This window comes from Bacillus sp. LB7 (assembly GCF_030449715.1).
In the GTDB taxonomy this organism is placed as follows: domain Bacteria; phylum Bacillota; class Bacilli; order Bacillales; family Bacillaceae; genus Bacillus; species Bacillus paralicheniformis.
The window spans coordinates 331,643-357,737 of the sequence record NZ_JASGCA010000001.1 but is presented as its reverse complement, the minus strand read 5'-3'; the positions used below and the strand labels follow the sequence as shown (position 1 = coordinate 357,737).

Here is a 26,095-nt window from a genome sequence, read left to right as displayed (position 1 = left end):
TCTGTTAAAAGATCCGGTCTTATTCTACCATAACCCCCGGCCCTGATCTATCAAGGCGGCTTTCTCCGGAGAAGGCGCATTCATTTTCCAGTTCGCCGAGAAATTCGAGCATCAGCTGATGCCTTTTTTCCGCGAGCATCCGTCCCGTCTTTGTATTCATCAAATCTTTTAAAAGGAGAAGCTTCTCGTAAAAGTGGCCGACAGCAGTAGGGGCATTGGCGCTCCCATAGAGGAGATGGCCCTTTGCCCCCGCATACATCAAAGCCCTGGCGATCCCGACGGCGCCGATCGCATCAAGCCGATCGGCATCCTGAACTGCCATACCTTCTTTTGAAAGGGGTTCGTCTTTATATTTTTCTCTGTCTCTGAATGAAATTCTTGTGATGATGGCAAGAATCCCGTCAACCGTTTCCGGATCGACCTTCCAGTCTTCTGACAGGCGCCTTTTCAGCTCATGAAGCGGAACCCGGTGTTCATCGGCAAGCTTTACATCAATCACATCGTGGAGAAGTGCGCAAGCTTCGGTCATAAACAGGTCTGCACCCTCTTCTTTTGCAATCTGAAGGCTTATGTTCCGAACCCTTTCAATATGCAGCCAGTCGTGTCCTGTGCCTTCGGCTGCGAGCTTTTTTCTTACCCATTCGGACATCAAGCGGATCTGTTCTGTTTGTTCCTGATTCAGCCGAGCCATTTCTGAATGGCCTCCTCCATCTCCTTTGGATTGGTTTGCGGTGAAAAACGCTCGACGTTCTCCCCGGTTCGATCAACGAGAAATTTTGTGAAATTCCATTTGACCGCTTTTGTTCCAAGCATGCCCTTCGCCTTGTTCGTCAAGTGGCGGAACAGCGGGTGGATTTGATCTCCTTTTACATTCACCTTCGAAAACATCGGAAACGTGACACCGTAGTTTACGCTGCAAAATTCTTCTATGCTTTTTTCATCGCCAGGCTCCTGATTCATGAATTGGTTGCTGGGAAAGCCAAGAACCTCAAGCCCCCGGTCTTTATATGTTTCATACAAGTCTTGAAGCTGTTGATATTGAGGTGTAAAGCCGCACTTTGAGGCCGTGTTGACGATGAGAAGCACTTTGCCTTTATACGGCCGCAGTGTCGTGTCCTCGCCTTGAATCGTCTTGACGCTGATATCGTAAATGGACATGACGGTCCCTCCTTTTTAGAATAACCCTTTGGCCCTGCCGTCTTCACCGACATCCATTTTAAGTGCAGCAGGATGTTTCGGCAGCCCGGGCATTGTTAAAATGCTGCCAGTTAAAGCGACGATAAATCCCGCGCCTCTCGATGGTTTTAATTCACGGACGGTGATGCTAAAACCTTTCGGCCTGCCGATTTTCCCCGGATCATCTGATAAAGAATACTGAGTTTTGGCCACGCATACTGGCAGCCCGTCCAATCCGTTCTTTTTCAATTCCAGCAGCTGCTTTTTCGCCTTTTCGGTAAACTCTACCCCTTCGGCTCCATAAACGGTGCGGGAAATCTTGGTTAATTTGTCTTCGATCGAATCGGTTAATTCATATAAATAGGAAAAACGATTGTCCTTTTGTTCCATGACATGAATGACTTCCCTTGCCAGGTCAGTCCCGCCTTTTCCGCCTTCTTCCCAAACATTGCACAGTGCAGCCGGATGTCCGTTTTCCCTGCACCAGCCAAGAACCGTCTCAAGCTCATCCTCCGCATCGTGTACAAATCTGTTGACGGCCACAACGTACGGAAGACCGAAGGCGTCTATCGTTTCGATATGCTTCGCAAGGTTTGCGATTCCGCTTTTTAATGCTTTTACGTCTTTTTGCTTCAAATCGGCGAGAGGCGTCCCGCCGTGCATTTTCAGCGCTCTGACGGTGGCGACGATCACGACCGCTCCCGGGGTGAACCCGCCGGCTCTCGTTTTGATGTGCATGAATTTTTCCGCACCCAAATCCGCGCCAAATCCCGCTTCAGTCACGACATAATCAGCCAGTTTCGCCGCCGTTTTCGTCGCGATCAAACTGTTTGCCCCGTGAGCGATGTTTGCAAACGGGCCACCGTGGACGAGCGCCGGTGTTCCTTCAACAGTCTGAACAAGGTTTGGTTTGATGGCATCTTTTAACAAGAGGGCAAGCGCTCCCTGGACACCGAGCATGCCGGCCGTCACCGGCTGTCCGTCAACGGTGTAGGCAACGATCATTGCCGCCAAGCGCCTTTTTAAATCAGCCAAGTCTCCGGCCAGGCATAAAACGGCCATGATTTCCGATGCGACAGTAATGTCAAAGCCGTCTTCCCGGGGAAATCCGTTCGCTTTTCCGCCCAAGCCGACAACGGTTTCGCGCAGTGCCCTGTCATTGAGGTCAAGCGTCCTTTTCCAGACGATTTTTCTAATATCGATGTTTAATTCGTTCCCCTGATGAATATGATTGTCTATAAAAGCCGCCAAAGCGTTGTTCGCAGCTGTGATCGCATGCATATCTCCTGTAAAGTGGAGGTTGATATCCTCCATCGGAAGAACCTGGGAATACCCTCCTCCGGCAGCCCCGCCTTTCAGTCCCATTGTCGGACCGAGTGAAGGTTCCCTAAGTGCAACGATCGATTTTTTGCCAATCTGCCAGAGCGCCTGGCTCAATCCGACGGTGACAGTCGACTTCCCTTCGCCGGCCGGGGTCGGGTTGATGGAAGTTACCAAAATCACCTGTCCATCGTTTTTTTCTTTCAAACGCTCAAAAATTTTTAAAGAAATTTTTGCTTTTGTGCAACCAAAACACTCTATTTCATCGTCATTTATATTGAGCTTCCGTGCAATTTCGGCAATCGGTTTTAATTCTGTACTTTGGGCGATTTCTATGTCTGATAAATGGGATTTCATTTGCAAGAGGAGCCTCCTTTTGGTTCATCACACGATGATTTTCCATATTTTTCACACACTTCTTTCATTGTAACACAATTCACACATTGAAATATCGCCAAAAAGTTCCTATAATGAAGAAAAATCAGCGGAGAAAACCGGAGGTGGCGTGTTGCCTATCAACATACCTATCAATTTGCCAGCGAAGCAGATTCTTGAAAGTGAAAATATTTTTGTCATGGATGAAAAACGGGCTTTTCATCAGGACATCAGACCTTTAAATATTGTAATTCTTAATCTGATGCCGCAGAAAATCAGGACCGAGACACAGCTGCTCAGGATGCTCGGAAATTCTCCTTTACAGGTATATTTCACTTTTTTAATACCGTCTACACACACGCCAAAACATACACCAAGGCAGCATTTGGAACAGTTTTATACAACTTTTTCTTCAATCAGGAACAGAAAATTCGACGGCATGATTATTACCGGTGCGCCGATCGAGCACCTGGAGTACGAAGAAGTGTCCTATTGGAAAGAACTTCAGGAGATTTTAGAGTGGAGCAAAACGCATGTCACGTCAACGCTTCACATCTGCTGGGGAGCGCAGGCGGGACTGTATCATCACTACGGAATTCGCAAAGTCAAACTGCCGAAAAAAACATTTGGCGTTTTCGAACACAGAATAATGGAGAAAAATGAAAGACTTGTCAGAGGCTTTGAAGAATTCTACTATGTCCCGCATTCGAGGCATACAGATATCAATATGGATGACCTGAAAGCCGTGTCCCATTTAAAAGTGCTCAGCGTATCCGATGAAGCGGGCGTCTGTTTAATTGCTTCAAAAGATGAAAAACAAGTTTTTTTAACTGGACATCCTGAGTATGATACAGATACTCTTAAAGAAGAGTATGAAAGGGATTTGGCCAGGAACATGGACATTGATCCGCCGGTGAATTATTTTAAAGACGGGCCGGACGGCGCGGCGCCTGTAAACCGCTGGAAAGCTCATGCGACTCTTTTGTTCATGAACTGGCTGAACTATTACGTTTACCAGGAAACACCATATGAGTGGAAATGAAATTCTCATGCCCTGGTCTGATGCAAGACCTTCAAAATGTGTTAAAATACAGTTGGGTTAGTCTTCCATTAGGGGTTTCGGCTTTGCCGCGAAAGCAGGAATAATAAGGAACCCAGTGCTTTCCTGCCGATCCATACTTTAAAAATACCTTAATTTTTGTTCTTCATTTATAATTAAAATAATATTTATGGTATGGTATGTGTGGACATTGACTCCTGTTTTTTTACCATTTTAGCTCTTGCTGTTTGAATTAATTGAGGTGAATATGCTTGAATACCAATAAAAATATATTAATTTTGACTGCAAATTACGGAAATGGCCATGTTCAAGTAGCCAAAACGCTCTACCAAGAGTGCGAACGGCTCGGTTTTAAGAATGTAACTGTTTCGAATTTGTATCAAGAATCAAACCCGATTGTGTCAGAGATCACACAGTATCTCTACCTGAAAAGCTTCTCAATCGGTAAACAGTTTTATCGTCTGTTCTACTATGGGGTCGATAAAATTTACAATAAAAGAAAGTTTAATATTTATTTCAAAATGGGAAATAAACGGCTGGACCAACTGGTTAAAAAACATCAGCCAGACATCATCATCAATACGTTTCCAATGATTGTCGTGCCCGAATACAGACGGAGAATGGGAAAAGTCATTCCGACTTTTAACGTCATGACAGATTTCTGCCTTCATAAAATTTGGGTCCACGAACATATTGATAAATATTACGTAGCAACTGATTATGTGAAGGAAAAACTGCTCGAAATCGGCACTCACCCGAGCAATGTCAAGATCACGGGTATTCCGATCCGCAGGCAGTTTGAAGAAGAAATGGACAAAGATAAAATCTACGAGAAGTATCAGCTGTCTCCCGACAAGAAGATATTGCTGATCATGGCAGGCGCACACGGGGTTCTGAAAAACGTAAAAGAACTGTGCGAATCTCTGGTGACGGAAGAAGATGTTCAAGTCGTCGTTGTGTGCGGAAAAAATACGATGCTGAAATCTTCACTGGAAGACATTGAAGCCCTTTATCCAAACAAGCTGAAATCGCTCGGTTATATCGAAAGAATTGACGAGCTGTTCAGGGTGGCTGACTGCATGATCACAAAGCCGGGCGGAATTACCTTGACAGAGGCCACGGCAATCGGCGTTCCTGTCATCCTTTACAAGCCTGTTCCCGGGCAGGAAAAGGAAAATGCCCTGTTCTTCGAAGACAGAGGAGCTGCCATCGTCGTCAACAGGCATGAGGAAATTCTTGAATCAGTCTCTTCCCTTTTGGCTGATGAGAAAAAGTTAAACGAAATGAAGAAAAACATTAAAAGCCTGCATTTATCCAATTCATCAGAAGTCATCCTGACAGACATTATCGAGCAGTCTGAAATCATCATGAACAAAAAACAGACTGTCCGGGCGCTGTCCTAAAAAAAATTCCATTCAAAAAAACACTTGCTCTGCAAGTGTTTTTTTTCGTCTAATATTAAGATTCCGAGTAATAAACTTCCTCAAACGGCTGTACAACGACAAACCCGTTCCCTGAAAACTTCATTTGGATCGATTCCCCGCTTCCCCTGCCGATGAACGTCTTAAAAGATACATCTGTCACAAATTCAGGCTGCAGGCTTCCAGACCAGGCAACCGTTGCGTTTGGATCGGTATAGACTGGGCTTTCCGGGGTTACGATCAAAGTGAGCGGCTCGTAATGGCTTGTGATTGCAGCCATTCCAGTACCCTCAAGCTTAATGTTAAACAATCCGCCGGCCAGCATGCCGGAAATTCTTTTCATCAGTTTGATGTCCCAATCGATCGACGGCTCAAATGCGAGCAGATCGTGCCCGTTCACAAAAATGGAGTCCCCCTTCAAGTTTAAGATGGAAATCTTCTTTCCTTGATCCGCGAGGTACACCTTTCCGTTTCCTTCCGCTTTCATCAGTGCAGCCCCTTCGCCGCTGAATACTTTTTTCACCATCCGTCCAATTCCGTGTTCAAATACCCCTTCACGCTTAAATTTGACTCTTCCCCTGTAGGAAACCATCGAACCGGCCTTTGCCCACACTTTTCCATCGAGATTAACTTCCAAGAGACGGGGTGTTTCCATTTCAAACAGCCCCTCCCCTTTGTCTTCCTGCTGGGTTTTGGATACAAACTCATCAACCGAATAACGGTTCATCTATAAACACTCCTCTTCGCATTCCTGATATTGGTTTTATTATATACGGGCTGACGCTTAAAATGTTTCGTCCACTTTGCGAAAAATAATGATCAATAACCAGAAACTGAAAACGATTTCAAAGAAATTCCTTAAAAAAGCATTAAAGTTCATTTTTTTCTCTTGACAGCTTGACGAAGCCTCCATAGATAGTGTATAGTGAAACCATCATTTAGCAGAACACCGTTAGATGATGAAAATTTTTTTTAGCACATTGTGCTACAGTACTAGGAGGATTAAGCAATATGCAAAACGGTAAAGTAAAATGGTTTAACAATGAAAAAGGCTTCGGCTTCATCGAAGTTGAAGGCGGAGACGATGTATTCGTTCATTTCACTGCAATCGAAGGTGACGGATACAAATCTCTAGAAGAAGGACAAGAAGTTTCTTTCGAGATTGTTGAAGGTAATCGTGGACCTCAAGCATCTAACGTTGTAAAGCTTTAACAAAATCAAGACAATTGAGACTTCAAATAAGAGGAGAGGCATTTTTTGCCTCTCCTATTTAATTTTCAGCTGAATTTCGATTGCCAGTATATTTTGCTTCAACCTTTGCTCGATTTCCTCAATGTTCTTCTCGAGAGATGGACGCCCCTTTTTCGCGATATCAACGAGCTGTTCAAGATCTTTATATACCTCCACAAATGTCTTGTGAAGAACGGTTTGCAGTTCATTGCTTTCCACTGTTCCTCAGACTCCTTTTTTTCATGATTACCTAAATTAGTAATAAAGACTTATATTTTTTAGGTTCAATAGTTATATCGGATTAATTTTACTTTATTTTTTCTATTTCACACATAAAAATGCCTTTTTTAGAAAAAATACTTGTCGGAGGTGTATGATCATGAACTCAGAACATCGCGATGATCTCGTAACGGGATTTAATCAGCGCAAGCAGCTTGAAATAGCCGTAGAAACCGCACAAAAGACGACGGGATTGGCGACGAGGCAAAAAAGCTCCACTTTGCTGAAATCGGCGTATCAATCGATTGAAGATGCCAGACAGCTGTCACAGGCTGAGGAACTATCCGCACTGGATGAAGACTTTTTAAACGAACAGCTCAACATATTAATTGATTGCCAGCACCAGCTTGACGAATCACAGCATTAAAAAAACCGCGTTCAGCGGTTTTTTTACGCGGCCCAAGGATGATGGCCTATTGGGGAATGGTAAAGGGATCAATTTTTGTTTGTCAGCACGTCTCCATAGGTGCGGAGCTTTTCCCCGACCGTACATTTTGAGATACAAAATGCGTGGGCATACGTTTTTCCGTATTCTTTTCTGAAGTGTTTTTTGATGAAGCACCCTTCACAGTAGGTGTCCTGCAAATGTGTGAGTTCCTTAAAGATCTCTTTCTTATCCAAAACGTTCATCTCCGTTATTCATCTAGTTTGATTTGGCTTTCCACAATGGTATGCTCAAGCATTTTTTTTGCGAGCTGATCCGCTTCCTTGTTGTCATTGCGGCTGATTTGAATATAGGTGGGCGTGAGCTTTAATTTTTGAAGCTGGCTTTCGATTCTGTCCAGCCATTTCGAATGGACGGGGTCATAGCATGGCCAGTTCCCTTCAAGCTGGTTAAGCACGACGAGCGAATCCCCTTTAATGACGACGGAGTTCCTGCTTGCCCCGAGATCTCTAAGCTCTTTAACGGCTTCAGAGAGAGCCGCATATTCCGCCTCGTTATTCGTTGTCAGCCGAAAGCTCTTGTTCTTTCTCAATCGATACCGGTCCCCGCCGAGGGAGTAATATATTACAATGCCTAAACCAGCGAGCTGACTTTCTTTATCATAGCTGCCGTCAAAATAGACGGTGATCTCATCCGGTTCAGCCGCAAGCTCTTCTTTCAGCTTTTCCAGCTCTTTCAGAGTCCAAAAGCTGCCCTTCTCATCTTCGAACTCAAGTTCAGTCACATACGGACTTTGAGAAAGCTGACGCCCGGCCGCCACTGCCTCTTTCACCTCGATCCATTCATCAGCTGTAAATGGAATCGGTGAAGACCCTTTAATCTTGATTTTCATACCTGCTCTCAGTTTCACAAAATCACCTTTATTCAAATTATGGCTTGTTATGCTATAATCAAAACAGTTTATTCAGAAAGGAAGTACCCGTTCTTGTTTAACGAAATATTATGGATTAGTTTTGCGATCATTAATTTTATCATTGTTCTCTTCTTTTTTAAACGATTTGGCAAAACCGGTTTATTTGTCTGGATCAGTTTTGCGACAGCCGCCGCCAATATCGAGGTGGTCAAAACGGTCGAGCTGTTCGGGTTGACCGCGACACTCGGCAACATCCTGTACGGAAGCGTATTTTTTGCGACCGACGTCATCAATGAAAGATACGGAAAGGCAGAAGCGAAAAAAGCCGTTTCAATCGGTTTTTTCATTCTGATTGCCTTGACGCTCGTCATGCAGGGAGCGCTTCTGTTCAAGCCGCATCCGGAAGACATCGCACAGCCTGCGCTGGAGACGATATTCGGCTTCTTGCCCCGCGTGGCCCTCGGCAGCCTGCTCGCCTATATCATCAGCCAAACGCTTGATGTTTATGTATATTCGGGAATCAGAAGGTTATTTCCTTCCGATCGGGCACTGTGGCTTCGCAACAGCGGCAGCACAGCTCTAAGCCAGCTGCTCGATACGTTGATTTTTACAAGCGTCGCATTTATGGGCGCTTATCCGCTCGATGTATGGATTCAGATTTTCATCACGACATACGTCTTGAAATTCGTTGTCGCCGTTTTCGCAGCGCCGTACGCTTATGCCGCTAAAAGAATCATCCCTTTGGATGAAAGGAGTGAAAACAATGCCGGTTGAGGTCTATATCGACGGAGCAAGCGCGGGTGATCCCGGACCGTCCGGACTTGGCATTTTCATCAAAGACGGTCAGAAGACTGAGTCCTTCTCCCTTCCCGCCGGCTTACTGAGCAACCATGAAGCGGAATTCAAGGCGCTGATCGAAGGAATGAAGCTGTGCGCCGAACGAAACTATCGGATCGTTTCGTTTCGGACCGATTCGCAGATCGTTGAGCGCACGGCGGATTCGGAGTTTGTCAAAAATCAGGCATTTAAGCCTTATCTGGATGAAATCATCCGCTTAAAAAGGGATTTTGATTTATTTTTTATCAAGTGGATTCCTTCGAAGTCTAATCAGGCGGCTGACAAGCTTGCGAAAAAGGCGATATTGCTGAACCACCCCGAGTAAAATCCATTCCCGCTGCACATCATAACGAGTGAGGTGGTTCATGTGGAAAAACAGCATTCAGCAGGAAGAGGCCGCCTGACAGGCGGTGTCACGCCCCAGGGAGATATTGTATTGAACCGGGATAACCGGCATACAGACCCAAAAACCGAGCTTGAAAACCGGGCGAAAAAAAGCAATACAAAACATTAGAGAGATCGGTTATCCGATCTCTCTTTTTTCGAATTTCATCAGCAGCGGTTCGATTCCCCGTATTTGATGAAGTCTCAGCATCGCTTTCGCCCTGTCATGCATCAAGGTGAAGTCCGCGTCGTCCAATGAGCAGGAAAGCGGTACATCGCATTTGATTTCTGCAAGGATTCTGGACAGCTTCAGGTCTTCAAGACATTCGGTTATTTTCGTCTGCTGGCCTTTTGTCAGCTGACCGATGTTTTCCAGCAGCCGGTCAACAGTCGAATATTCCTTGATCAGTTTGTAGGCCGTCTTTTCGCCGATGCCTTTTACACCCGGGTAGTTATCGCTTGTATCACCCATCAGCGCTTTGATGTCAATTAAAGCCTTCGGCTCGACACCGGTCTCTTCACTGAATGATTCTTCCGTGTATACTTTATAATTGCCGATTCCCTTTTGAAGCAGGGCGACTTTAACATTGACTGTTAAAAGCTGAAGCAAATCTTTATCACCGGTGACGATCGTGATCTCCGCTTCTTCGCTGAACATCGCTGACAGCGTGCCGATGCAGTCATCGGCTTCATAGCCCGCAAGGCCGATATTTAAAATCCCGAGCCCTTCCGCCGCTTCCTTTGCCATGTCAAATTGCGGAATCAATTCTAGCGGCGGCTCGCCCCGGTTCGCTTTATAGTCCTTAAATAAATCGTTGCGGTACGTTTTGCTCCCCATGTCCCAGCAGCAGACGACATGACTCGGTTCAAACGCAGACACCGCGGTTAACAGATGCTTTAAAAAGCCGTGAACCCCGTTTGTCGGCACGCCTCTGTCATTCAGCATAAAATTGCGGTGCACCGCAGTCGCAAAAAAAGACCGGAATAATAAAGCCATCCCGTCTATAAGCAGCAGCTTCTTGTTCATTATGGAAACTTCCTTTCATCATACAATGCACTTATTGTACCACAGGAGCAAAAATGATGAAAACAGCGTCAATCGACGCTGTTTCTATTTTTGGTGCTGTTTTTTGCTAGAAATTAATTTTGCGGCTTCCATTTGCGAATAGGATTCAGTCGCAAATTCAGTGTTAAAGCCGTTCTTCTTTTTAGCGTTGTTGTTTCGCTGTGCATTCGCATTGCCAAGCTTTGTTCTTCCCATTACACTTCACCTCCAGCGGGCGGTTCATGTTTATGTTTTGCAAAAAAACATGACGCCACACGCGGAAGGATTCACCAGTTAGGCCTGCGGATATTTTCGGCTGACGTATTCGGCGACCATTTCTTTCGAGACGAGCCGTCTCGTAGGAACGATGCCTTTTTTGGCCAATTCGTTCATCTGCATGGTAATTTGGTTGATGAGGTCGGTTGAAAATGCTTCATTTCGCCGGCACTTGTCAACCGCTTCATCGATCGCTTTTTCCCTCTCCTGTTCGAGACGCACGAACTGCTTGATGTGCTGGTGCTGTTTTTTGGAATGTGCTGTAATTGCTTCATGAACGTTTGTCATCATCTAATTCCCTTCTTTTTTTATACAGTCTATCATGTCTGCCAGCCAGATATCCATACCCATATCAATCTGATTCAACTTGAGCGGAGCCATTCGCCTGCCAAGGCATGCGCTTTTTCAATGCTTTCACGCTCTGCGCTTTCCAACGGCTCATGAAGGTACGCTTCTTTTTGTTCTTCGAGTTGAGCTTTTGCGGACAGAACAGCCGCTTTCTGTAATTGTCCGGCGCTCGTTTTGCAGCGGTTTAAAAATGTCCGCTTTTCACGTTGAATCCATTCGTTCGTGATGGCCGAAAGCTTTGCAGTAAACGCCTCGACAAGCCGGGCTTTTCCATTTTGCTGGAAAAACGTTTTAGGCGTTTTGAACATTTTCAGTTCATCTGCAAATTCCCTTTCATCCGCTGACACTTCAGCCGTTTCCCAACTGTTGGTCTCAGGCCGGTCAGCTGTGATGTGGACCGAAAAATAAGGATTATCGGCAAGCCGCTCTTTTACGGAATTGGCCCACTGTTCGCCCGCATACTTGAGCATGATGTTTTCCATTCTGATATCAAGCGCTTTTAGTTCCTGCAAAAATTCGAATTCATACTCCTTTAAGCAGCTTTTCAAAGCGGTTTGCAGATTGGCGCGCCAATCTCCGTTCTGAAGCCCGGGATGGATCGCAGCTTTAAATAAATCGTGTGCATAAAAGGCCAAGCGCTGCCTCATGTGGTAAAATTGCTCTTCCACATCCTTTTCGGTCAGTTGAAGGATTGATGATCCCTTCTCTGCTTCTTCAATGGCAGTCAAAGCCTCTTGATAAGCTTTGGCGATCCGCTTTTGCTCCGCTTCCGTTTCTTCAGCGGAACGGTGCAGTGAACGGCGGAGCTGAAAGACGGTTTCACACAGTTTTTTTCCTTCATCAAGCAGCTCTTCGACAGCTGTTCTGGCCAAACCGTTTTCAATAAAATCGTCGAGCTCCTTCTTCAATCTGCTGAAGTCGTTGTACGGCGAAGCTTTCTTGCTGAGCTCCTGTTTACTCGATACATGGTACAGGTGCGGATTTTGAATGCCTTCTTTCAAGAGCTCTCCCCTTACATAGTCTTCAACCGTCTGTAATTCGGCCGGGCTTTCCGCGAGATCAGCCGCATTTAAAATAAAAAACATTTTATCCATGCTGAAAGCGTCTTTAATGAGCCCGAGCTTGCGCAAAAACGACCGGTCCGCTTTGGAAAATGCATGCTGGTAGTATGTTAAGTAAAGCAAACCATCGGCATCTTTCATGTATTGAAACGCAAGCTCTGTATGCCGTTTATTCATGCTGCTGGCCCCCGGTGTATCGACGATCGTGATTCCTTTCTCCGTGACCGGTGTGCTCAAATAAACGGTAACTTCACGGACGGCACAGGCCGTTTGTTCTTCAGCGACATACGGATGCAGATCGTCAGCGGAAATCGTCAGGATTTCCTGATTGTTGATATATGAACCATAGCGCTCATAAGCTTTGAGGAAGTTCTTGATCAGCAGCCGTTCATCATCGTGCAGATCTCTTTTTTTCAAGAGGTTTCCAAGTTTTTCGGCAAAAGCGGAGCCTTTTGCCGCAGCCATTTTCCCCTCCAAAAGCTGATCCAGTTCCGCTCTGATTTCCTCTTCCGTTTTAAAAACGACTTCTGCTGTCCCATCCCTTTTGGTTCCCGACGGTTTTGTTATTTTATTAATCGTTGCCGTTGTCGGCGTCGGCGATGACGGCAGCACTTTCCTCCCGCAAAGCGCATTTGCAAAAGACGATTTGCCGGAACTGAATGCGCCGAAGAGCGCCAGGGTAAACTTCCTAGTATGTAGGCGTTCCGTTTTGTCCAGGAATGCTTTTCGCTGCTTTTCCAAAACCGGGATATCCGCCAAAAACCGGGCCAGTTCAAAAAATTGCTCAATGTACTCAGAAACGCCCTTTTTCGGATGGAGCGCCTCGTCTTTACGGCTGCTGTTCTCCTCTTGCACACGGACCGGTTCCGCCCGTCGGGCATCAAGCGTTTTTTCAAGAGGCTTTTTTTCGGCGGCATACCAATTTTCTGGCAGCTCGCTCAGATCGCCGTGTTCCCAATGATCCCAGAGACGATTTGCTTTTTCATATGACTTCTGCTGTTCGATCAACCGGCTTTCGCGCTCGGCGAGCTTCGCTTGTTCCGCTTCATATTCGGCTTTCATCGCTTCCGCCTGCAGGCCGATTCTTTCTTTGATGAACGTTTTGAGCTGGTCGATAAACGGCTGCGCTTGTCTTTTTGCCTTTCTTCTGATGTTTTCAGCCAGTTCTTTCGTATAGTTCAGCACGTATTCCGGAGTAAGCTCAGCCCCTTTTTTCTGGGAATGAAGCAGTTCATTTTCATCTACCTCCGTCCGAAATTGAACAACGTCCCGAAGCAGTTCATCATTCTGGACGTTAAAGCGGTTCATGAAAGCCTTAATTGCTTCAATGACATGCCAGTCAATTTCGGCTTGAACCCTTTTTTGGACGTCGGCAAGAAACACTTCTTTTCGTTTTTGTTTTTCTTCAAGCGTTTTGGCCTTACTGAAAAGAAATCCTTTTTTAAAACCTTTTTCGATTGATTCCAAATACGATTTGGCCAGCTCTCTCATCTCAAACGGCGTTAAATTCGCATTTTGGGCAATCGTTTGAATGTCTTTTTGGATTTGTTCCTCCGCCCGTTTTTCCTGTTCTGTCAAATCGGCAAGCCGCGCTTTTACAGCCTCGACTTTTTCTCTTGAGGAAGCGGTTTCTTCAGACAGAGCCGTATCTTCGTCACTGATCAGCATTTTGATATGTTCATGAATCAGACTGCTGATTTTTTGCTCCGTATATGCCTTTAGCTGCTGTTCGGATTGATGCTGCAGCCTTTCCAGCACAGCGCGAAGCCGGTTGAATTCGTTCAGCGGATGACCGGCTTCGGTGACAGATGTAAAAAAGAGATGGTCTTCATTGAGCCCTTCTTTCAGCAGCATATCAAGCACTTGCTTTTTATAGACATGGAAGCCTGTTTCCGCTTCGTCATGACGGTCAATCTGGTTCACGATGAAAAAAATATTGGGTATCTTATCTTTTATTGATCGAAGAAACTTCACATTTTCTTCGGAATGGACATGATTGTAATGCACGACATAAAACAAGGCATCCGCCTGGTGAAGAATCGAAGACGCCGATAAAAAATGGGCATCGTCCGTCGAATCAATTCCGGGCGTGTCAATTAAGACGGCTTGAGGCGCGATTCCAGAAAAATGCCCCTCGATTTCCACCATTTCAATCTGGCTGCCGTCCCTGCAGTACGCCTGCACTTTTTCTTTATCATAAGAGCCATCCATCCGGGCGTACCTTCCATCGATCGTATGGAGTGTTGTTTTCATTTCCCCCCGGCGGACCAGCACAAGATTGGCGCTCGTCGGTATCGGACTTGTCGGCAGGACGTCTTCCTGAAGCAGTGCGTTCAATAGCGATGATTTTCCTGCTGAATAATGTCCGGTTAACGCGATGTACACTTCTTTTCTCAGCCATTTTCGGATGATTCCCGCAAGCTGTGCCGACCGCTTGTCATCCCCGTTCTTCCTGAGCTCCCCGAAAACCGCTCCGGCTCTTTTCATCAGATCGTCTTTCGTGTTTATTTGTGCCATGTTTCCTACCCCTTTTATGCGTTGTTGTTTGCCATCTTAGCCCTTTCTCCCATTTTACACAACCTTGCTGTATTTTTCTTCACAATCTGAAAGAAAAAACGAGAAAAAGCTGCCGGTTTCGGCAGCTTCAGCACGTGTATTTATTTATTTTTGCGGATTCGCTCCTGCGATACCTTTTAAAACATAACCAATCAATAAACTGTATGTACTGACCGCCGCCAGCAAAAAAAACATCGTCATACGCGACTCACCATCCTATAATGAGAATGTTTATCATCATTATAAATGAAATGATAATCATTTTCAATGGTGTAATTTTTCTAATGCCTGTTCTTCCGTGCGGATGCGGATGTACATGACAGCAGCATTGAGCACCGTAAATAAAAGTGCGGTGGCGTATGCCTGGAAAAGCAAGGGCAAAAGCAGAAATTCAAGAGCCACCGCCACATAGTTCGGATGTTTGAACCATTGATAAGGCCCCTTTCGGACAAGGTTCGTTCCAGGGATGACAAGGATTTTCGTGTTCCAGCATCTCCCCAGAGAAGAGAGCGCCCAATACCGGAGGGCCTGAGTGAAGATGAGGCCTGTTAATACGACAAGCGCCATCGGAAGGGGTCCGCGTTGAAACGCGATCGTTTCCCAAATCAAAGATATGAAAAACAAAACATGCATCGCGACGATGTAAGGGTAATGACGTCTCCCGTATTCGACCGCTCCCTCTTTCAGAGCGTTTTTTTCATTGAACTTCGCGACTGCCAGCTCAAGCAGGCGCTGGGCGGCAAAAATGCTTAAAATCGTCCAAAAAAACATGTGTCAGTCACTCTCTTTTTGTCCATTTCAAGAGCAGCAGCTCCGATGAAAAGCCCGGACCGAGCGCCCCTAAGAGACCGTATTTTTCCGGCACGGGACTGCCATGCAAGCAATATTCTTTTAAAACATGCATCACAGTGGCCGATGACATATTGCCGTGCCTGGCCAAAATTTTTCGTGAACAGTCGATGTGCACTTCGGAAAAGCCGAGGCTTTCCAAATAAGCGTCGAGAACTTTTTTTCCGCCCGGATGGGCCAGGAATACTTGAATGTTCTCCAAAGCGATTTGTTCCTTATGGAGAAATGCTTCGACATCGTTCTTTAAATGTGTTTTGATCAATGTCGGAATGTCCCTGGAAAAAACGACCCGGAAACCGTTGTCATTGATTTCCCAGCCCATGACATCTTCCGAATCTTCCAAGGTGGCTGATTGTGAGCTCACTACTTCCGGAAGAACCTCCAATCCGGCTGATGAGATATCCGCTTCCTTGCCGCACATTAAGAGCGCGGCGATTCCATCGCCAAATAAAGATGTGCCGATAAGGTTGCTTTTCGATTGATCATCCTTTTGAAACGTTAAGCTGCACAGCTCCGTCGCAATCACAAGGACATGGGCTTTTGGAAACGCTTTGCAGTATTCGAATGCCCGCGCTATACCTGAAGCTCCTCCTGCACAGCCGAGCCCCCAAATCGGAATTCGCTTCGTCCGTTTTGAAAAAGGCAGAATGTTCATGAGCTTCGCTTCAATGCCGGGAGTCGAGATGCCTGTAGAAGATATAAAAAAAATCGCTTCAATTTTTTCGAAAGGGATCTCTTTTTTCAAAAACCGTTCGTCTGACAGGCAATTCGAAACGGCTTCTGCACTGTGTCTGACAGCCATTTCAATGTACGCCTGATTTTTTTCCTTGAAGCTCCTGGCTTCTTTATACCAATCCAAAGGCATGACAAATTGTCTTGAAGCGATTTCTCCATTTTGGAAAGCTGACAGCAGCCGGTCAATGTCTTTAAATGAATCTTTGAACATCTCCCTCGCAAAAACGGCCGCTTTCTCCTGGTCGACATGAAAGCGGGGAAGGCTTGTCCCCGCCGAAATGACATAGGCCATAACACCACCTCTATTTACAGCGTCTCCCGAATCGCCCGGCCTTATGTGGACCTCTCGAAAAAATAGGCCATCAGCACTTCATCTTCATATTTCCCATCCGCCAAAACCTGCTCCTTTAGAACCCCTTCAATGATAAAGCCGCTTTTCTCATAGAGCGACAGCGCTGCTTGATTTGCGGAAAATACGGTCAGGCAGAGCTTATGCAGACGATGCAGCCTGCACCAGTTGAGGGTGTAGGACATGATTTCCCTGCCGATCCCAAGCCCTTGCGCTTTGCTGTGAAGCCATGTTCTGAACAGCCCCGTGTGCCGCTTCATTTTGAGGTCGCCGCGAATGACCCGGGCAATTCCGTACACCGCACCATCGATTTCAACCGCCGCATACATGTTATCCTTTTCCATCATATCGCTGATGAATGCCCGCTCTTCCTCAAGTGTGCGCGGCCGTTCTTTTTGAATGTAAACACCGGTTTGAATCACATCTTTTACCGCTTCAATGATGTCGGGGGCATCCGCCATTTTGACGGGACGGATGACGGCTTCACCGCCGTCTTTCGTGCTGATGCGTTCGACAAGCTCATTCACAGTTTCCATTCGTTATGCCTCCTCTTCATACCGGTAGTATGGCTAATCCGCAACGCAAAAAAACCTCACAATCTGTGAGGTTTTAAACGGCGGATTTTTCAGTTGGAACTGCTTCAGGCTGTTCAGCATGACGAGAAAACGGATGGATATGAAAGATCGCATTCAAAAGAATGGCTGTAAAGCTTCCCGCGACAATTCCGTTCTCTGTCAAAAGCTTGACGGCATCAGGAAGGTTTTGAAACATTTGCGGTACGACTGTCACGCCGAGGCCGATTCCGACTGAACACGCTACGATCAACAAGTTCTCCTGCTTTCCGAAATCAACCCGGCTCAGCATTTTGATCCCGTAGGCGATCACCATGCCGAACATCGCGACCATAGCGCCGCCGAGCACAGGTTTAGGAATGATCGTCGTTAAAGCAGCGGCTTTCGGAAACAGCCCCAACAGAATAAGAAAAGCTCCAGCGAGCGCGATCACGCTGTTTTTCTTAACCCCTGTCAGCTGAACGAGGCCGACGTTTTGGGAATAGGCCGTATAAGGGAAGGCGTTGAAAATCCCGCCCAGCAGTACGGCAATCCCTTCAGCGCGGTATCCTTTTGCCAAATCTTTTTCTGTCAGGCGGCGGTCCGTCAAATCACCCAATGCAAAGTAGACGCCTGTAGACTCGACAAGGCTGACGATCAACACGAGAGACATCGTCAAGATCGGTGTGACCTCAAAAACAGGAGCGCCGAAGTAAAACGGATGGATCATCTGCACCCAGCCTGCGTTTGCCACTTCTGTAAAATCAACTTTCCCTATCAGAGCGGCGCCGGCTGTTCCTGCGATTAAACCGATTAAAATGGAAATTGATTTGATAAATCCTGTTGTAAAACGATATAAAAGGACGATGACCAGCAAAACGGAAAAAGCTAATGCAAGATTGGACAGCTCGCCGAAATCGCTGCTGCCTTCACCGCCGGCCATGTTGTTCATCGCAACGGGAATCAAGGTGATCCCAATCACCGTGACGACCGATCCTGTGACCACGGGAGGGAAAAACTTAACAAGCTTTCCGAAGAAAAAAGAAACGAAAACGACAATCACACCGCCTGCTATGATGCTTCCATAGATCGCTGGAATACCGTATTTCGAAGCGATCGCAATCATCGGGGAAACGGCTGTGAACGTACACCCCAATACAACAGGCAAGCCGATTCCGAAAAAGCGGTTTTTCCAAACTTGCAGCAGTGTCGCCACACCGCACATCAAAATGTCGGCAGACACAAGGTATGTCAGCTCGGCCGGCGTCAAGCCGAGAGCGCCGCCGACGATCAGCGGCACGACAACAGCTCCTGCATACATGGCCAGGACGTGCTGAATGCTTAATGAAACGGTTTTACCGGCCGTAAGTTTCATGACCCAACCTCCTGTAAAAAGGTAACTTTTCCATCGGCAAGAGATGCAATACGCGCAAGGGATTCAACTCTGATTCCAAGATTGTCAAGCTCCTCCCTGCCCGTTTGGAATGATTTTTCGATGACAATTCCGATTCCGCACACCTTTGCGCCGGCCTGCTCAATGATGGAAACAAGCCCTTTCGCCGCTTGTCCATTTGCCAAAAAATCGTCGATGATCAGAACTTTGTCATTCTTTGAAAGATGGCTGGCTGATACGGCGATCGTACTTTCCGTTTTCTTTGTAAAGGAATAGACAGAGGCCGTCAACAGATTTTCCGTTAAGGTAAGCGATTGACGCTTTCTTGCAAATACTACCGGCACGCCCAGCTTCAAGCCCGCCATCACGGCAGGTGCTATCCCTGAGGATTCAATCGTCACAATCTTTGTGACGCCTTCCTCCCGGAAAAGCGAGGCAAACTCTTCGCCCACAGCAAGCATTAATTCCGGATCGATTTGATGATTTAAAAATGAATCAACTTTCAGCACTTCGTCAGACAACACCGTGCCATGCTCTGCAATTTTTCGTTTTAGCTTTTCCATTAAACCCCTCCGTTCATCAATTGCCTTCATAAAAAAAAGCATTGTCCGCTCGGATTTTGAATGCGAGCAGGCAATGCTTAAAAAGACGAATTCCGTCTGTTTCACTAAAAGACGTTCGTTTTCTCAGCGCCCACTCATAGTCGGACATTTACGGTGTCCGGTAGAAACTTGCGTGCCATATCCACGCGATTATATGAGTGATATAATGTATCAAATTATATCAACTTTCGATCTGAATGAAAAGGGATAAAACAAAAAAAGACGAACCTGCACACATTTTTTCAGTTGAATGTTCGTATTTAACAGAAAATTCTGACCTGAAAATCCCTCCCGGGCACACGGGAGGGATTTCTTTTTTTACAAATAGAGTGTTGTATATTTTTCTTTCAGGTAGCGGATTAAATGACGGACGTTTAATTCTTCGCCTGTCGCAGACTTGATGATGTCCAGCGGTTTTTTTCTTTTGCCGTGGATGTGAACGTGCTCTGTCAGCCACTTTCTGATCGGTTGAAATTCGCCGTTTTCAATCAGGCGGTCAAACTCAGGGAAATCTTTCAGCATGCTTGATTTCAGTTGAGCCGCATACATATATCCAAGCGCATATGAAGGGAAATAACCGAAATCACCGCCGGACCAATGGACATCTTGTAAAATTCCTTTAGCATCGTCGGGAGGCGTAATGCCCAGATATGCTTCATATTTGTCATTCCATAGTTTCGGAAGGTCTCCGACCAATACTTCCCCGCTGAAAATCGCTTTTTCAATTTCGTAGCGAATCATAATATGCAGCGGATATGTCAGCTCATCAGCCTCAATCCGAATCAGCGACGGCTTTGATTCATTAACGGCCCTGTAGAACCCTTCGGCAGTAACACCTGCAAACTGGTCAGGACTTGCTTCTTTTATTTTCTCAAAATACCGCTTCCAAAAGCCTTGATGCCTGCCGATAAAGTTCTCATAGAAAAGGGATTGGGATTCATGTATCCCCATTGATGCGCCGTCTGCTAAATTGGTTCCGCCCAGCGCTTCATCAATGTTCTGTTCATAAATGGCATGGCCGCATTCATGAATCGTTCCGAAAACAGCCGAGCGAAAATCGTTTTCATTATAAGCTGTGGTCACCCGGGCATCCCCTTGGCTGATCGTCACCTGGAAAGGATGAACCGTCTCATCCAGGCGCCCCGCCTCAAAATCATAGCCCAGTTCTTTTAAGAAAAAGTGGCATACATCGCGCTGCCGCTCTTTTGGAAAACGTTCGTGCACAAAGCTCGTATCAGGCTTTTGATCACTGGCGGCAATCTTTTGCACAAGCGGAACGATCGCCTCCCGCAATTCAGAAAAAAGGCCGTCGAGCTTTTCGACTGTAACGCCTGGCTCGTATTGATCGAGAAGGGTGTTATAAGGGTGGCCTTCATATCCCCAGTACGAGATAAACCGTTTTTTATAGTCGATGATTTTTTCTAAATACGGAGCAAAGAGAGAAAAATCGGACGCCTTTTTCGCTTTTTCCCAGACGGATTCCGCTTTGGATGTCAGCGTCGTATATTCTTTGAACTCCTCTTCCGGAATCTTGCTGTTTAAATCGTATTCTTTTTTCGCTTCCTCAACCGCTTTCTGTGTATCGGCAGGCAGATCCTGTTTTTGCTCGGCGAGGCCATCCAAAAGCTCCTTCATCCGCGGGGACGTTCTCATCTGAAAGACGTCTGCCGACAATTGGCCGATCGCTTCGGCGCGGCTTTCTTCGCCTTTTCTCGGCGCGCCCGTTCTCATATCCCAATACATCACGTTAATCGCCTGCTCATACCGGCTGATTTTCTTTAATGTTTCTAAAAACTCTTTTTCATATGTATTGATCGACATCATTCATCCTCCTCTTCCCTTATATGATGCGAATTGTAATCAGACTAATGGAAATATTTACGAAAGTCAACTTTTATGCGGGCAAAAAAAAGAAAAGCGGAATGTCCGCTTTTCTTTATACATAGACCGGCTGAACAGGAAGCACAGATTCGACTTCTTTTATTACATTCCATTCTTGTTCATCGTCCGCAAAAATGCTGATCGTGCCGCGGTCGCCGTTTGATCTGATCAGACGTCCGACGCCTTGGCGCAGTCTTAGCAGCATGTAAGGGAGGTCTACTTCGCGAAAGGCGTTTTCCAAACCGCTCCGCTTCGCTTCAAACACAGGATCATGCGGCGGAAAAGGAAGCGACCAGATGATGACATGTTGCAGCGGGTCTCCGGGAATATCGAGCCCTTCCCATAGATGCACAGAGCACAAAACGGATTCTTCAACCGTTTGAAACTTTTCAACGATTGTACTGATTTCTTCATCCCCTTCAAAGTAAACAGGAAACGAAAATGATTCCTGTGCAGTCCGGCGCTTGAAGGACAGAAGCTCCTCAAAAGACGGAAACAGGATCAGCGTCTTCCCGCCCGATTCTTTGATTGCACGGATTGCCGCTTTTTCTTTCGTTTCTCTTTCCTCAATTCGATGGATGTACACTTTCATCTGCTCTTCATAATCGTACGGCGAATCAACGGTAAATGATAAGTAGTCGCGGATTCCAAGGCTTGTCGCCAAATAATCGAACGATCCGTTTTCCGATAATGTCGCCGATGAGAAAATAAACGGAATCTGCTTGGAGAACACTTTTTCTCCGAGAACTTCGGAGACGGTTCTCGGCATGACGACGAATGTCGACTCGAACTCTTTTTGCTCAAGCCAGCTGATCGCATTTTTCCTGTAGAGCGAAAGGGAGTAAGCCATCTGTTCGAGATACTCCTCGACAACGGTTAAAGCGTATTGGTCAATCGTGTACAGCTCGCCTTCAAAAACGAGCGCCTCCCCGATTTTTTCAAGCAAATCATACAGCTCGGCGGCCGCTTTTTTCAGATTGGCATGATCTTTGATGCGCATGCGCTCAGAGCCTTCTGCTTTTTCGGCATTTTCCGAAAGCAAACCGAAAAATTCGTCGTTGGCGCGAAGCGCTTCTTCGACAAGCTCTGCGAATTCTTCTCTGATATCATTGCCGAGCAGGCGCTCGAGAAACATTTCGAGCGTCGATTGCTTCACCCTATACGTCAGCGCCTTTTGCGCCGGAAACTCGAGCAGATGCCCTTCATCGAAAACCACAGCGCTGTGTTCCGGCAAAAGCGGAAGCTGGCCTTCCCGTTTTCTCGCCTCTTCTGTCCAAACGTGCTCCATATAGAAATCATGGGAACAGATGATGAAATCGGTTGATTTTCGATAATGGTCTCTTGACAGTGTGAGTCCGCAGCGGTGCCTCATATCACACGTGAGACAGTCTTGAAAAGAATCGTAGCCGATTTCAGACCATTCATCATTTGATAAAGACGAATATTCTTTGCGGTCGCCGTATGGATAAAAAGTCTGCATGCCCTGCGATTCGTGAACGAAAGACGGCAGACTTTCGTAAAGGTCAAGCCATTTCTCATCATCAGAGCGCTGCATCGTTTTCTCCAATTTTTTCAAACATAAATATTGATCATGCGATTTGCTGAGCCTTGCGTCAATCGTCAAGCCCAAATGCTCGGAAATTTTGTAAATATCGCCTTCTTTTTTGACGAGCTGTTCGATCAGCGTCTCATCCGCACAAGCGATGACCGCCGGCTTGCCCGTATACCTGGCATAGCTCAAGGCAAACAGAAGATAGACGAGCGTTTTTCCGGTTCCGACTCCGGCTTCTGCAAACATGACCTTCTTTTCCTTAAATGCACGCTCTAATTGAAAAGCCATGAATATTTGCTCATCGCGCAAATCAAAGCCTTTTTCAGGAAGAATATCGTAAAATACATCACCGATCCAATTGTTCAGTTCTTCATAAAAATTTTTTGTTTTTGTTAATGAAAAAGGCAGACGAGATGCTGTCACCCTGCTCCAACCCCCAACTATCGAGTTTTCAGAACTTCTATCCTATCACTATGATTCGGGAAATTCAACAAGAAAGATTTGAAAAAAGGAGCAGGAAGCCTCTCTCAACTATTTCCGGTAAATCGAATGCGTCAAAAACGGATGATCCGTCGATTCCATATGGCTGATCGCGTTTTTCAATTCTTCCTTCGCATATGTAAGGCGCTCATCGCCAATGTCCTCGAGCTGGTTTTCTGACGTCTCCAGCGCTTTTTGAATCATTTGAATGTGATCGCTGTTCAACATGAAATCACCCCTTTTCAAAATCAATAATCCCGAGTATATGCAGGATGAATCGTTTTTATACAGGCTGATTTTATGTTTTTTCTTTCTTTGAGGCTCTGCTAAATTTGGGTGTTGATAAATACGCAAAAATAAAGGGCCTTTCCTTCAATCTTGTTATGTAACTCACCCGATTCCGGAACAATTAAAAAATTTAAGAACCGTCTTATATAAGACGGTTCTCCAAAGATTCGATTGCCAGTTTTAGTGCAGTCAAGCGACGCTCATTTAATGTTTTTTGAGGACTGCCTTCTTTTGCTTTTGCTATTTGTTTTTCAATAGATGGAATGATACCTTGTAAAACTTCTTTAGAAGTCAATATGATTTCTTCGTTATAGCCAAAATCTTCTCCATTCCAAGTACCTTTTAGGCTTTCTAAACCAATTTTTACTGCGTTTAGTCTCTTTTTGACAAGAGTTGTGTTTGGACCTTTTTCTGTCGTGCTTTTATAAGCATTTGTTAGTTTATTAAAAGTTGACTCCAAAGATTGAATGGACAAATCTTGGATTTCTTGGCTGACAGGATTCATATACAAACCTCACTTTTCGTTTTTAATTACTCAACATTTATAAATTTCTATTCAGCAATATAGTTCGATTGTTGAAAACAGCAAATCAACACTTTTTAACAATCCTGCCAATGGTTGAATTAGGACTGCACATTCATTTTTGCGAGGCGTAAACTGTCATATGTCTCTGTCATTCGACTATCAACAAATAAAAACCAAGATATTTCGTAGCGACACATTGTTTTGGGTGTGTCGTAAGTTGCCGGTACTAAACGCTTTGCTCACCTTGATAACTCCCCACCGAATGTTCGTTCTTATCTTGATTGTATCAAAATTTCAGGGAAGTTATCAAATATCAACATTTACGTTTAACCGTTTTCACAGTGGTCAAACACCCTTTTGTCAGGCAAACAAAACCTTAACATCAGATAGCAAGGACTGTGTTAGACAATGTGCGCTTTATCCACAATAAAAACCCAGTCTATTCTGTTTTTCTATCATACCCTGTAGGGACTTAAAAATTTATAGACTAAAGGTGGAGAGTTTATGTACTATTATGAACCGGCAAAGAAAGATTATTGGGATTATGATTATGATCCTTACAAAAAGGATCACGATTATTGCAAAAAAGATTTTTACTATCATGAGCCCTGCAAGAAAGACTTCTATTACCATGAGCCTTGCAAGAAGGATTACGATTATTGCAAAAAGGATTATTACTACCATGATGATTACAAAAAAGACTACGATTACCACAAGCCTTGTAAGAAGGATTACGATTATTGCAAAAAAGACTACGATTACCACAAGCCTTGCAAGAAGGATTACGATTATTGCAAAAAGGACTATTACTACCATGATGATTGCAAAAAAGACTACGATTACCACAAACCTTGCAGGAAAGACTGCTATTATGAGCCGCGAAAAAAATGCTATGATTCGTCTTATAAAAAGAAAAAGGATTCATGGATTTACTAGTGAATCGATGTTTTGCCATGCGCTTTTAAGGATTAAACCCGAGGGGCGCGAATTTAAAAACGCCGTTCGGCGGCTTTCCGGCTATGGAAAGAAAAAAAGGCTGCCGTTTCATGGCAGCCTTTTAGCTTCACTTCTCTTTATTCGATTTTGGCGGCCTTTTCCCCCAATACTGGTAATAGTCCGTCTTAATAAAACCGTTAAAAAGTTTCCGTTTTTTTGTCGCTTTTTTCCCGTAGCACTCTTCAAAACGCTCGTTTGATGTCAGCATGTAAACAGACCACGTATCAAGTCCGGCAAATGCTTCGCCCATCTCTTTATACATGGCTTCGACCGCTTTCTTTTCTCCGAGGCGTTCCCCGTACGGCGGATTTCCGACGATCACGCCGTATTCCTCTTTCGTCCGAAAATCCTTTACTTGCATTTGCTTAAATTCGATGAAATCGGAGAGTCCCGCTTCCTCGGCATTCGCCTTGGCGATCTCGATCATACGATGATCCAGGTCATACCCCGAAATTGAAAGCGGCTGGTCATAATTCGCCTTGTCTTCGACTTCCAGCCTCGCTTGATCCCACACTTCTTTGCCGATCCATTCCCATCTTTCGGATGCAAAATCCCTGTTGAAACCCGGCGCGATATTTTGGCCGATCAAAGCCGCTTCGATCGGTATCGTGCCCGAACCGCAAAACGGATCGACGAAAGGTCTGTCAGGCGTCCAATTTGTCAATAGAATCAATGCTGCAGCAAGGGTTTCTTTCAGCGGCGCTTCCCCTTGGCCTGTTCGGTATCCCCGTTTATGAAGCCCGGCTCCGGATGAATCAAGCGTAATAACCGCTTTGTCTTTTAAAAGGGAGACCTCGATTTTATATTCCGGGCCTGTTTCCTCAAGCCACCCGCCTTGTGTCTGATACGCTGATTTGAGCTTCTCGGCGATCGCTTTTTTGACGATGCGCTGGCAGTCCGGCACGCTTGCGAGCACTGATTTAACAGACTTTCCCGTCACGGGGAATGAGGCGTGTTCAGGAAGATAGGCGCTCCAGTCGATCGCTTTTGTCTTCTCGAATAACTCGTCAAAGGTCTTGGCCGTAAATTCGGCAACCTGCACTTTCACCCTGTCAGCGGTTCTCAGCCACAGATTGGCTCTGCAGATGGCGAGGGCATCACCTTCGAACACGACTTTGCCGTTGTCAACCGTACAATCATATCCAAGATCTCGCACCTCTTTAGCAACGATCGCTTCAATTCCCATCGGCGCTGTTGCAATTAATGTATAGGTTTTCATCATATCAC

General features: G+C 45.6%; 30 protein-coding genes and 1 riboswitch. Of the genes, 8 read left to right on the top strand and 22 right to left on the bottom strand.

Features of this window, described 5'->3' with window-relative positions; all coding sequences use genetic code 11:
• Positions 1-19 precede the first annotated feature (19 nt).
• Genes QMZ64_RS01820 through QMZ64_RS01810 form a run of 3 tightly spaced genes read right to left on the bottom strand, consistent with a single transcriptional unit; the run spans position 20 to position 2,853 of the window.
• Complete coding sequence (locus tag QMZ64_RS01820) at positions 20-691, bottom strand: HD domain-containing protein (protein WP_265626690.1); 672 nt, start codon at positions 689-691, stop codon at positions 20-22.
• On the bottom strand, positions 679-1,158 hold the full coding sequence (locus QMZ64_RS01815) for a glutathione peroxidase (protein WP_265626687.1): 480 nt from the start codon (positions 1,156-1,158) through the stop codon (positions 679-681). Before QMZ64_RS01815 ends, QMZ64_RS01820 begins: the two co-directional genes overlap by 13 nt.
• A gap of 15 nt (positions 1,159-1,173) precedes the next feature.
• Entirely contained in the window at positions 1,174-2,853 is a 1,680-nt protein-coding gene (locus QMZ64_RS01810; RefSeq protein ID WP_265627798.1) for a formate--tetrahydrofolate ligase, read from the bottom strand.
• A gap of 151 nt (positions 2,854-3,004) precedes the next feature.
• On the opposite strand from QMZ64_RS01810, the gene metA reads away from it, so the two are divergent.
• Together metA and QMZ64_RS01800 are read left to right on the top strand one after the other, a co-directional pair.
• Entirely contained in the window at positions 3,005-3,913 is a 909-nt protein-coding gene (metA, locus tag QMZ64_RS01805) for a homoserine O-acetyltransferase MetA (RefSeq protein ID WP_020451889.1), read from the top strand.
• 269 nt (positions 3,914-4,182) lie between these two features.
• Positions 4,183-5,334: a diglucosyl diacylglycerol synthase gene (locus tag QMZ64_RS01800; protein WP_065643814.1), complete on the top strand. Its 1,152-nt coding sequence runs from the start codon at positions 4,183-4,185 to the stop codon at positions 5,332-5,334.
• A 55-nt stretch (positions 5,335-5,389) separates the two neighbouring features.
• Here the strand turns inward: QMZ64_RS01800 and QMZ64_RS01795 are convergent, their stop codons facing one another.
• On the bottom strand, positions 5,390-6,079 hold the full coding sequence (locus QMZ64_RS01795; protein ID WP_065643813.1) for an AIM24 family protein: 690 nt from the start codon (positions 6,077-6,079) through the stop codon (positions 5,390-5,392).
• A 284-nt stretch (positions 6,080-6,363) separates the two neighbouring features.
• Here QMZ64_RS01795 and cspD point away from each other — a divergent pair, with 284 nt between their 5' ends.
• Entirely contained in the window at positions 6,364-6,564 is a 201-nt protein-coding gene (gene cspD / locus QMZ64_RS01790) for a cold-shock protein CspD (protein WP_003230776.1), read from the top strand.
• 54 nt (positions 6,565-6,618) lie between these two features.
• On the opposite strand, the gene QMZ64_RS01785 is transcribed toward cspD, so the two are convergent.
• Entirely contained in the window at positions 6,619-6,801 is a 183-nt protein-coding gene (locus QMZ64_RS01785; protein ID WP_003182837.1) for a hypothetical protein, read from the bottom strand.
• A gap of 160 nt (positions 6,802-6,961) precedes the next feature.
• On the opposite strand from QMZ64_RS01785, the gene QMZ64_RS01780 reads away from it, so the two are divergent.
• A complete protein-coding gene (locus QMZ64_RS01780) occupies positions 6,962-7,228 on the top strand; it encodes a DUF2564 family protein (RefSeq protein ID WP_265626660.1) in 267 nt (88 codons plus the stop codon).
• A 68-nt stretch (positions 7,229-7,296) separates the two neighbouring features.
• On the opposite strand, the gene QMZ64_RS01775 is transcribed toward QMZ64_RS01780, so the two are convergent.
• Both QMZ64_RS01775 and QMZ64_RS01770 read right to left on the bottom strand, forming a co-directional pair.
• Positions 7,297-7,482, bottom strand: a complete 186-nt coding sequence (locus tag QMZ64_RS01775) for a zinc-finger domain-containing protein (protein WP_003182841.1) — start codon at positions 7,480-7,482, stop codon at positions 7,297-7,299.
• Between the two features lie 14 nt (positions 7,483-7,496).
• Entirely contained in the window at positions 7,497-8,138 is a 642-nt protein-coding gene (locus QMZ64_RS01770) for a reverse transcriptase-like protein (protein ID WP_301441102.1), read from the bottom strand.
• A gap of 93 nt (positions 8,139-8,231) precedes the next feature.
• Here QMZ64_RS01770 and QMZ64_RS01765 point away from each other — a divergent pair, with 93 nt between their 5' ends.
• Genes QMZ64_RS01765 through sspL form a run of 3 tightly spaced genes read left to right on the top strand, consistent with a single transcriptional unit; the run spans position 8,232 to position 9,510 of the window.
• Positions 8,232-8,933 (top strand): queuosine precursor transporter, encoded by a 702-nt coding sequence (locus QMZ64_RS01765; RefSeq protein WP_265626655.1) that lies wholly within the window; start codon positions 8,232-8,234, stop codon positions 8,931-8,933.
• Positions 8,923-9,321, top strand: coding sequence for a reverse transcriptase-like protein (locus QMZ64_RS01760; protein ID WP_265626653.1), 399 nt, complete (start codon positions 8,923-8,925; stop codon positions 9,319-9,321). Before QMZ64_RS01765 ends, QMZ64_RS01760 begins: the two co-directional genes overlap by 11 nt.
• Positions 9,322-9,363: 42 nt before the next feature.
• Complete coding sequence (sspL, locus tag QMZ64_RS01755; protein WP_003182847.1) at positions 9,364-9,510, top strand: small, acid-soluble spore protein L; 147 nt, start codon at positions 9,364-9,366, stop codon at positions 9,508-9,510.
• 9 nt (positions 9,511-9,519) lie between these two features.
• On the opposite strand, the gene QMZ64_RS01750 is transcribed toward sspL, so the two are convergent.
• The 14 genes from QMZ64_RS01750 to QMZ64_RS01685 form a co-directional block, all read right to left on the bottom strand.
• Positions 9,520-10,407: a 5'-3' exonuclease gene (locus tag QMZ64_RS01750; RefSeq protein WP_409365385.1), complete on the bottom strand. Its 888-nt coding sequence runs from the start codon at positions 10,405-10,407 to the stop codon at positions 9,520-9,522.
• Between the two features lie 84 nt (positions 10,408-10,491).
• Positions 10,492-10,641 (bottom strand): hypothetical protein, encoded by a 150-nt coding sequence (locus QMZ64_RS01745; RefSeq protein WP_003182852.1) that lies wholly within the window; start codon positions 10,639-10,641, stop codon positions 10,492-10,494.
• Between the two features lie 78 nt (positions 10,642-10,719).
• A complete protein-coding gene (locus QMZ64_RS01740; RefSeq protein WP_065643900.1) occupies positions 10,720-10,989 on the bottom strand; it encodes a YpbS family protein in 270 nt (89 codons plus the stop codon).
• 74 nt (positions 10,990-11,063) lie between these two features.
• Entirely contained in the window at positions 11,064-14,627 is a 3,564-nt protein-coding gene (dynA, locus tag QMZ64_RS01735) for a dynamin GTPase (RefSeq protein WP_301441101.1), read from the bottom strand.
• Between the two features lie 144 nt (positions 14,628-14,771).
• Positions 14,772-14,867 (bottom strand): Fur-regulated basic protein FbpC, encoded by a 96-nt coding sequence (gene fbpC, locus QMZ64_RS01730; RefSeq protein ID WP_003182857.1) that lies wholly within the window; start codon positions 14,865-14,867, stop codon positions 14,772-14,774.
• A 63-nt stretch (positions 14,868-14,930) separates the two neighbouring features.
• Positions 14,931-15,437, bottom strand: coding sequence for an isoprenylcysteine carboxyl methyltransferase family protein (locus QMZ64_RS01725; protein ID WP_301441100.1), 507 nt, complete (start codon positions 15,435-15,437; stop codon positions 14,931-14,933).
• A 7-nt stretch (positions 15,438-15,444) separates the two neighbouring features.
• A complete protein-coding gene (locus QMZ64_RS01720; protein WP_265626646.1) occupies positions 15,445-16,542 on the bottom strand; it encodes a type III polyketide synthase in 1,098 nt (365 codons plus the stop codon).
• Between the two features lie 41 nt (positions 16,543-16,583).
• Positions 16,584-17,135 (bottom strand): GNAT family N-acetyltransferase, encoded by a 552-nt coding sequence (locus QMZ64_RS01715; RefSeq protein WP_265626644.1) that lies wholly within the window; start codon positions 17,133-17,135, stop codon positions 16,584-16,586.
• A gap of 73 nt (positions 17,136-17,208) precedes the next feature.
• Complete coding sequence (pbuX, locus tag QMZ64_RS01710) at positions 17,209-18,525, bottom strand: xanthine permease PbuX (protein WP_265626642.1); 1,317 nt, start codon at positions 18,523-18,525, stop codon at positions 17,209-17,211.
• Entirely contained in the window at positions 18,522-19,106 is a 585-nt protein-coding gene (gene xpt, locus QMZ64_RS01705) for a xanthine phosphoribosyltransferase (RefSeq protein ID WP_243941003.1), read from the bottom strand. Before xpt ends, pbuX begins: the two co-directional genes overlap by 4 nt.
• 117 nt (positions 19,107-19,223) lie before the next feature.
• A riboswitch (purine riboswitch) is annotated at positions 19,224-19,323 on the bottom strand.
• 140 nt (positions 19,324-19,463) lie between these two features.
• On the bottom strand, positions 19,464-20,966 hold the full coding sequence (locus QMZ64_RS01700; protein ID WP_265626640.1) for a carboxypeptidase M32: 1,503 nt from the start codon (positions 20,964-20,966) through the stop codon (positions 19,464-19,466).
• Between the two features lie 115 nt (positions 20,967-21,081).
• A complete protein-coding gene (locus QMZ64_RS01695) occupies positions 21,082-23,001 on the bottom strand; it encodes an ATP-dependent DNA helicase (RefSeq protein WP_301441099.1) in 1,920 nt (639 codons plus the stop codon).
• 108 nt (positions 23,002-23,109) lie between these two features.
• Positions 23,110-23,286, bottom strand: a complete 177-nt coding sequence (locus QMZ64_RS01690) for a hypothetical protein (RefSeq protein WP_165427288.1) — start codon at positions 23,284-23,286, stop codon at positions 23,110-23,112.
• A 202-nt stretch (positions 23,287-23,488) separates the two neighbouring features.
• Entirely contained in the window at positions 23,489-23,851 is a 363-nt protein-coding gene (locus QMZ64_RS01685; RefSeq protein ID WP_265626636.1) for a hypothetical protein, read from the bottom strand.
• A gap of 525 nt (positions 23,852-24,376) precedes the next feature.
• Here QMZ64_RS01685 and QMZ64_RS01680 point away from each other — a divergent pair.
• Complete coding sequence (locus QMZ64_RS01680) at positions 24,377-24,808, top strand: hypothetical protein (protein WP_301441098.1); 432 nt, start codon at positions 24,377-24,379, stop codon at positions 24,806-24,808.
• Positions 24,809-24,935: 127 nt separating this feature from the next.
• Here QMZ64_RS01680 and QMZ64_RS01675 read toward each other — a convergent pair whose 3' ends face one another.
• Positions 24,936-26,087, bottom strand: a complete 1,152-nt coding sequence (locus tag QMZ64_RS01675; RefSeq protein WP_243941013.1) for a THUMP domain-containing class I SAM-dependent RNA methyltransferase — start codon at positions 26,085-26,087, stop codon at positions 24,936-24,938.
• Positions 26,088-26,095: the final 8 nt, after the last annotated feature.

Bases quoted from the DNA above. Each gene is read 5' to 3' on its own strand.
- QMZ64_RS01700 (WP_265626640.1), bottom strand. From the start codon at position 20,966: ATGTCGATCAATACATATGAAAAAGAGTTTTTAGAAACATTAAAGAAA.
- QMZ64_RS01720 (WP_265626646.1), bottom strand. From the start codon at position 16,542: ATGGCCTATGTCATTTCGGCGGGGACAAGCCTTCCCCGCTTTCATGTC.
- QMZ64_RS01690 (WP_165427288.1), bottom strand. From the start codon at position 23,286: ATGTTGAACAGCGATCACATTCAAATGATTCAAAAAGCGCTGGAGACG.
- QMZ64_RS01675 (WP_243941013.1), bottom strand. From the start codon at position 26,087: ATGAAAACCTATACATTAATTGCAACAGCGCCGATGGGAATTGAAGCG.
- QMZ64_RS01745 (WP_003182852.1), bottom strand. From the start codon at position 10,641: ATGGGAAGAACAAAGCTTGGCAATGCGAATGCACAGCGAAACAACAAC.
- QMZ64_RS01820 (WP_265626690.1), bottom strand. From the start codon at position 691: ATGGCTCGGCTGAATCAGGAACAAACAGAACAGATCCGCTTGATGTCC.
- pbuX (WP_265626642.1), bottom strand. From the start codon at position 18,525: ATGAAACTTACGGCCGGTAAAACCGTTTCATTAAGCATTCAGCACGTC.
- QMZ64_RS01770 (WP_301441102.1), bottom strand. From the start codon at position 8,138: ATGAAAATCAAGATTAAAGGGTCTTCACCGATTCCATTTACAGCTGAT.
- QMZ64_RS01750 (WP_409365385.1), bottom strand. From the start codon at position 10,407: ATGAACAAGAAGCTGCTGCTTATAGACGGGATGGCTTTATTATTCCGG.
- QMZ64_RS01795 (WP_065643813.1), bottom strand. From the start codon at position 6,079: ATGAACCGTTATTCGGTTGATGAGTTTGTATCCAAAACCCAGCAGGAA.
- cspD (WP_003230776.1), top strand. From the start codon at position 6,364: ATGCAAAACGGTAAAGTAAAATGGTTTAACAATGAAAAAGGCTTCGGC.
- QMZ64_RS01725 (WP_301441100.1), bottom strand. From the start codon at position 15,437: ATGTTTTTTTGGACGATTTTAAGCATTTTTGCCGCCCAGCGCCTGCTT.
- QMZ64_RS01810 (WP_265627798.1), bottom strand. From the start codon at position 2,853: ATGAAATCCCATTTATCAGACATAGAAATCGCCCAAAGTACAGAATTA.
- fbpC (WP_003182857.1), bottom strand. From the start codon at position 14,867: ATGACGATGTTTTTTTTGCTGGCGGCGGTCAGTACATACAGTTTATTG.
- QMZ64_RS01685 (WP_265626636.1), bottom strand. From the start codon at position 23,851: ATGAATCCTGTCAGCCAAGAAATCCAAGATTTGTCCATTCAATCTTTG.
- QMZ64_RS01760 (WP_265626653.1), top strand. From the start codon at position 8,923: ATGCCGGTTGAGGTCTATATCGACGGAGCAAGCGCGGGTGATCCCGGA.
- dynA (WP_301441101.1), bottom strand. From the start codon at position 14,627: ATGGCACAAATAAACACGAAAGACGATCTGATGAAAAGAGCCGGAGCG.
- QMZ64_RS01780 (WP_265626660.1), top strand. From the start codon at position 6,962: ATGAACTCAGAACATCGCGATGATCTCGTAACGGGATTTAATCAGCGC.
- xpt (WP_243941003.1), bottom strand. From the start codon at position 19,106: ATGGAAAAGCTAAAACGAAAAATTGCAGAGCATGGCACGGTGTTGTCT.
- QMZ64_RS01715 (WP_265626644.1), bottom strand. From the start codon at position 17,135: ATGGAAACTGTGAATGAGCTTGTCGAACGCATCAGCACGAAAGACGGC.
- QMZ64_RS01815 (WP_265626687.1), bottom strand. From the start codon at position 1,158: ATGTCCATTTACGATATCAGCGTCAAGACGATTCAAGGCGAGGACACG.
- QMZ64_RS01680 (WP_301441098.1), top strand. From the start codon at position 24,377: ATGTACTATTATGAACCGGCAAAGAAAGATTATTGGGATTATGATTAT.
- QMZ64_RS01740 (WP_065643900.1), bottom strand. From the start codon at position 10,989: ATGACAAACGTTCATGAAGCAATTACAGCACATTCCAAAAAACAGCAC.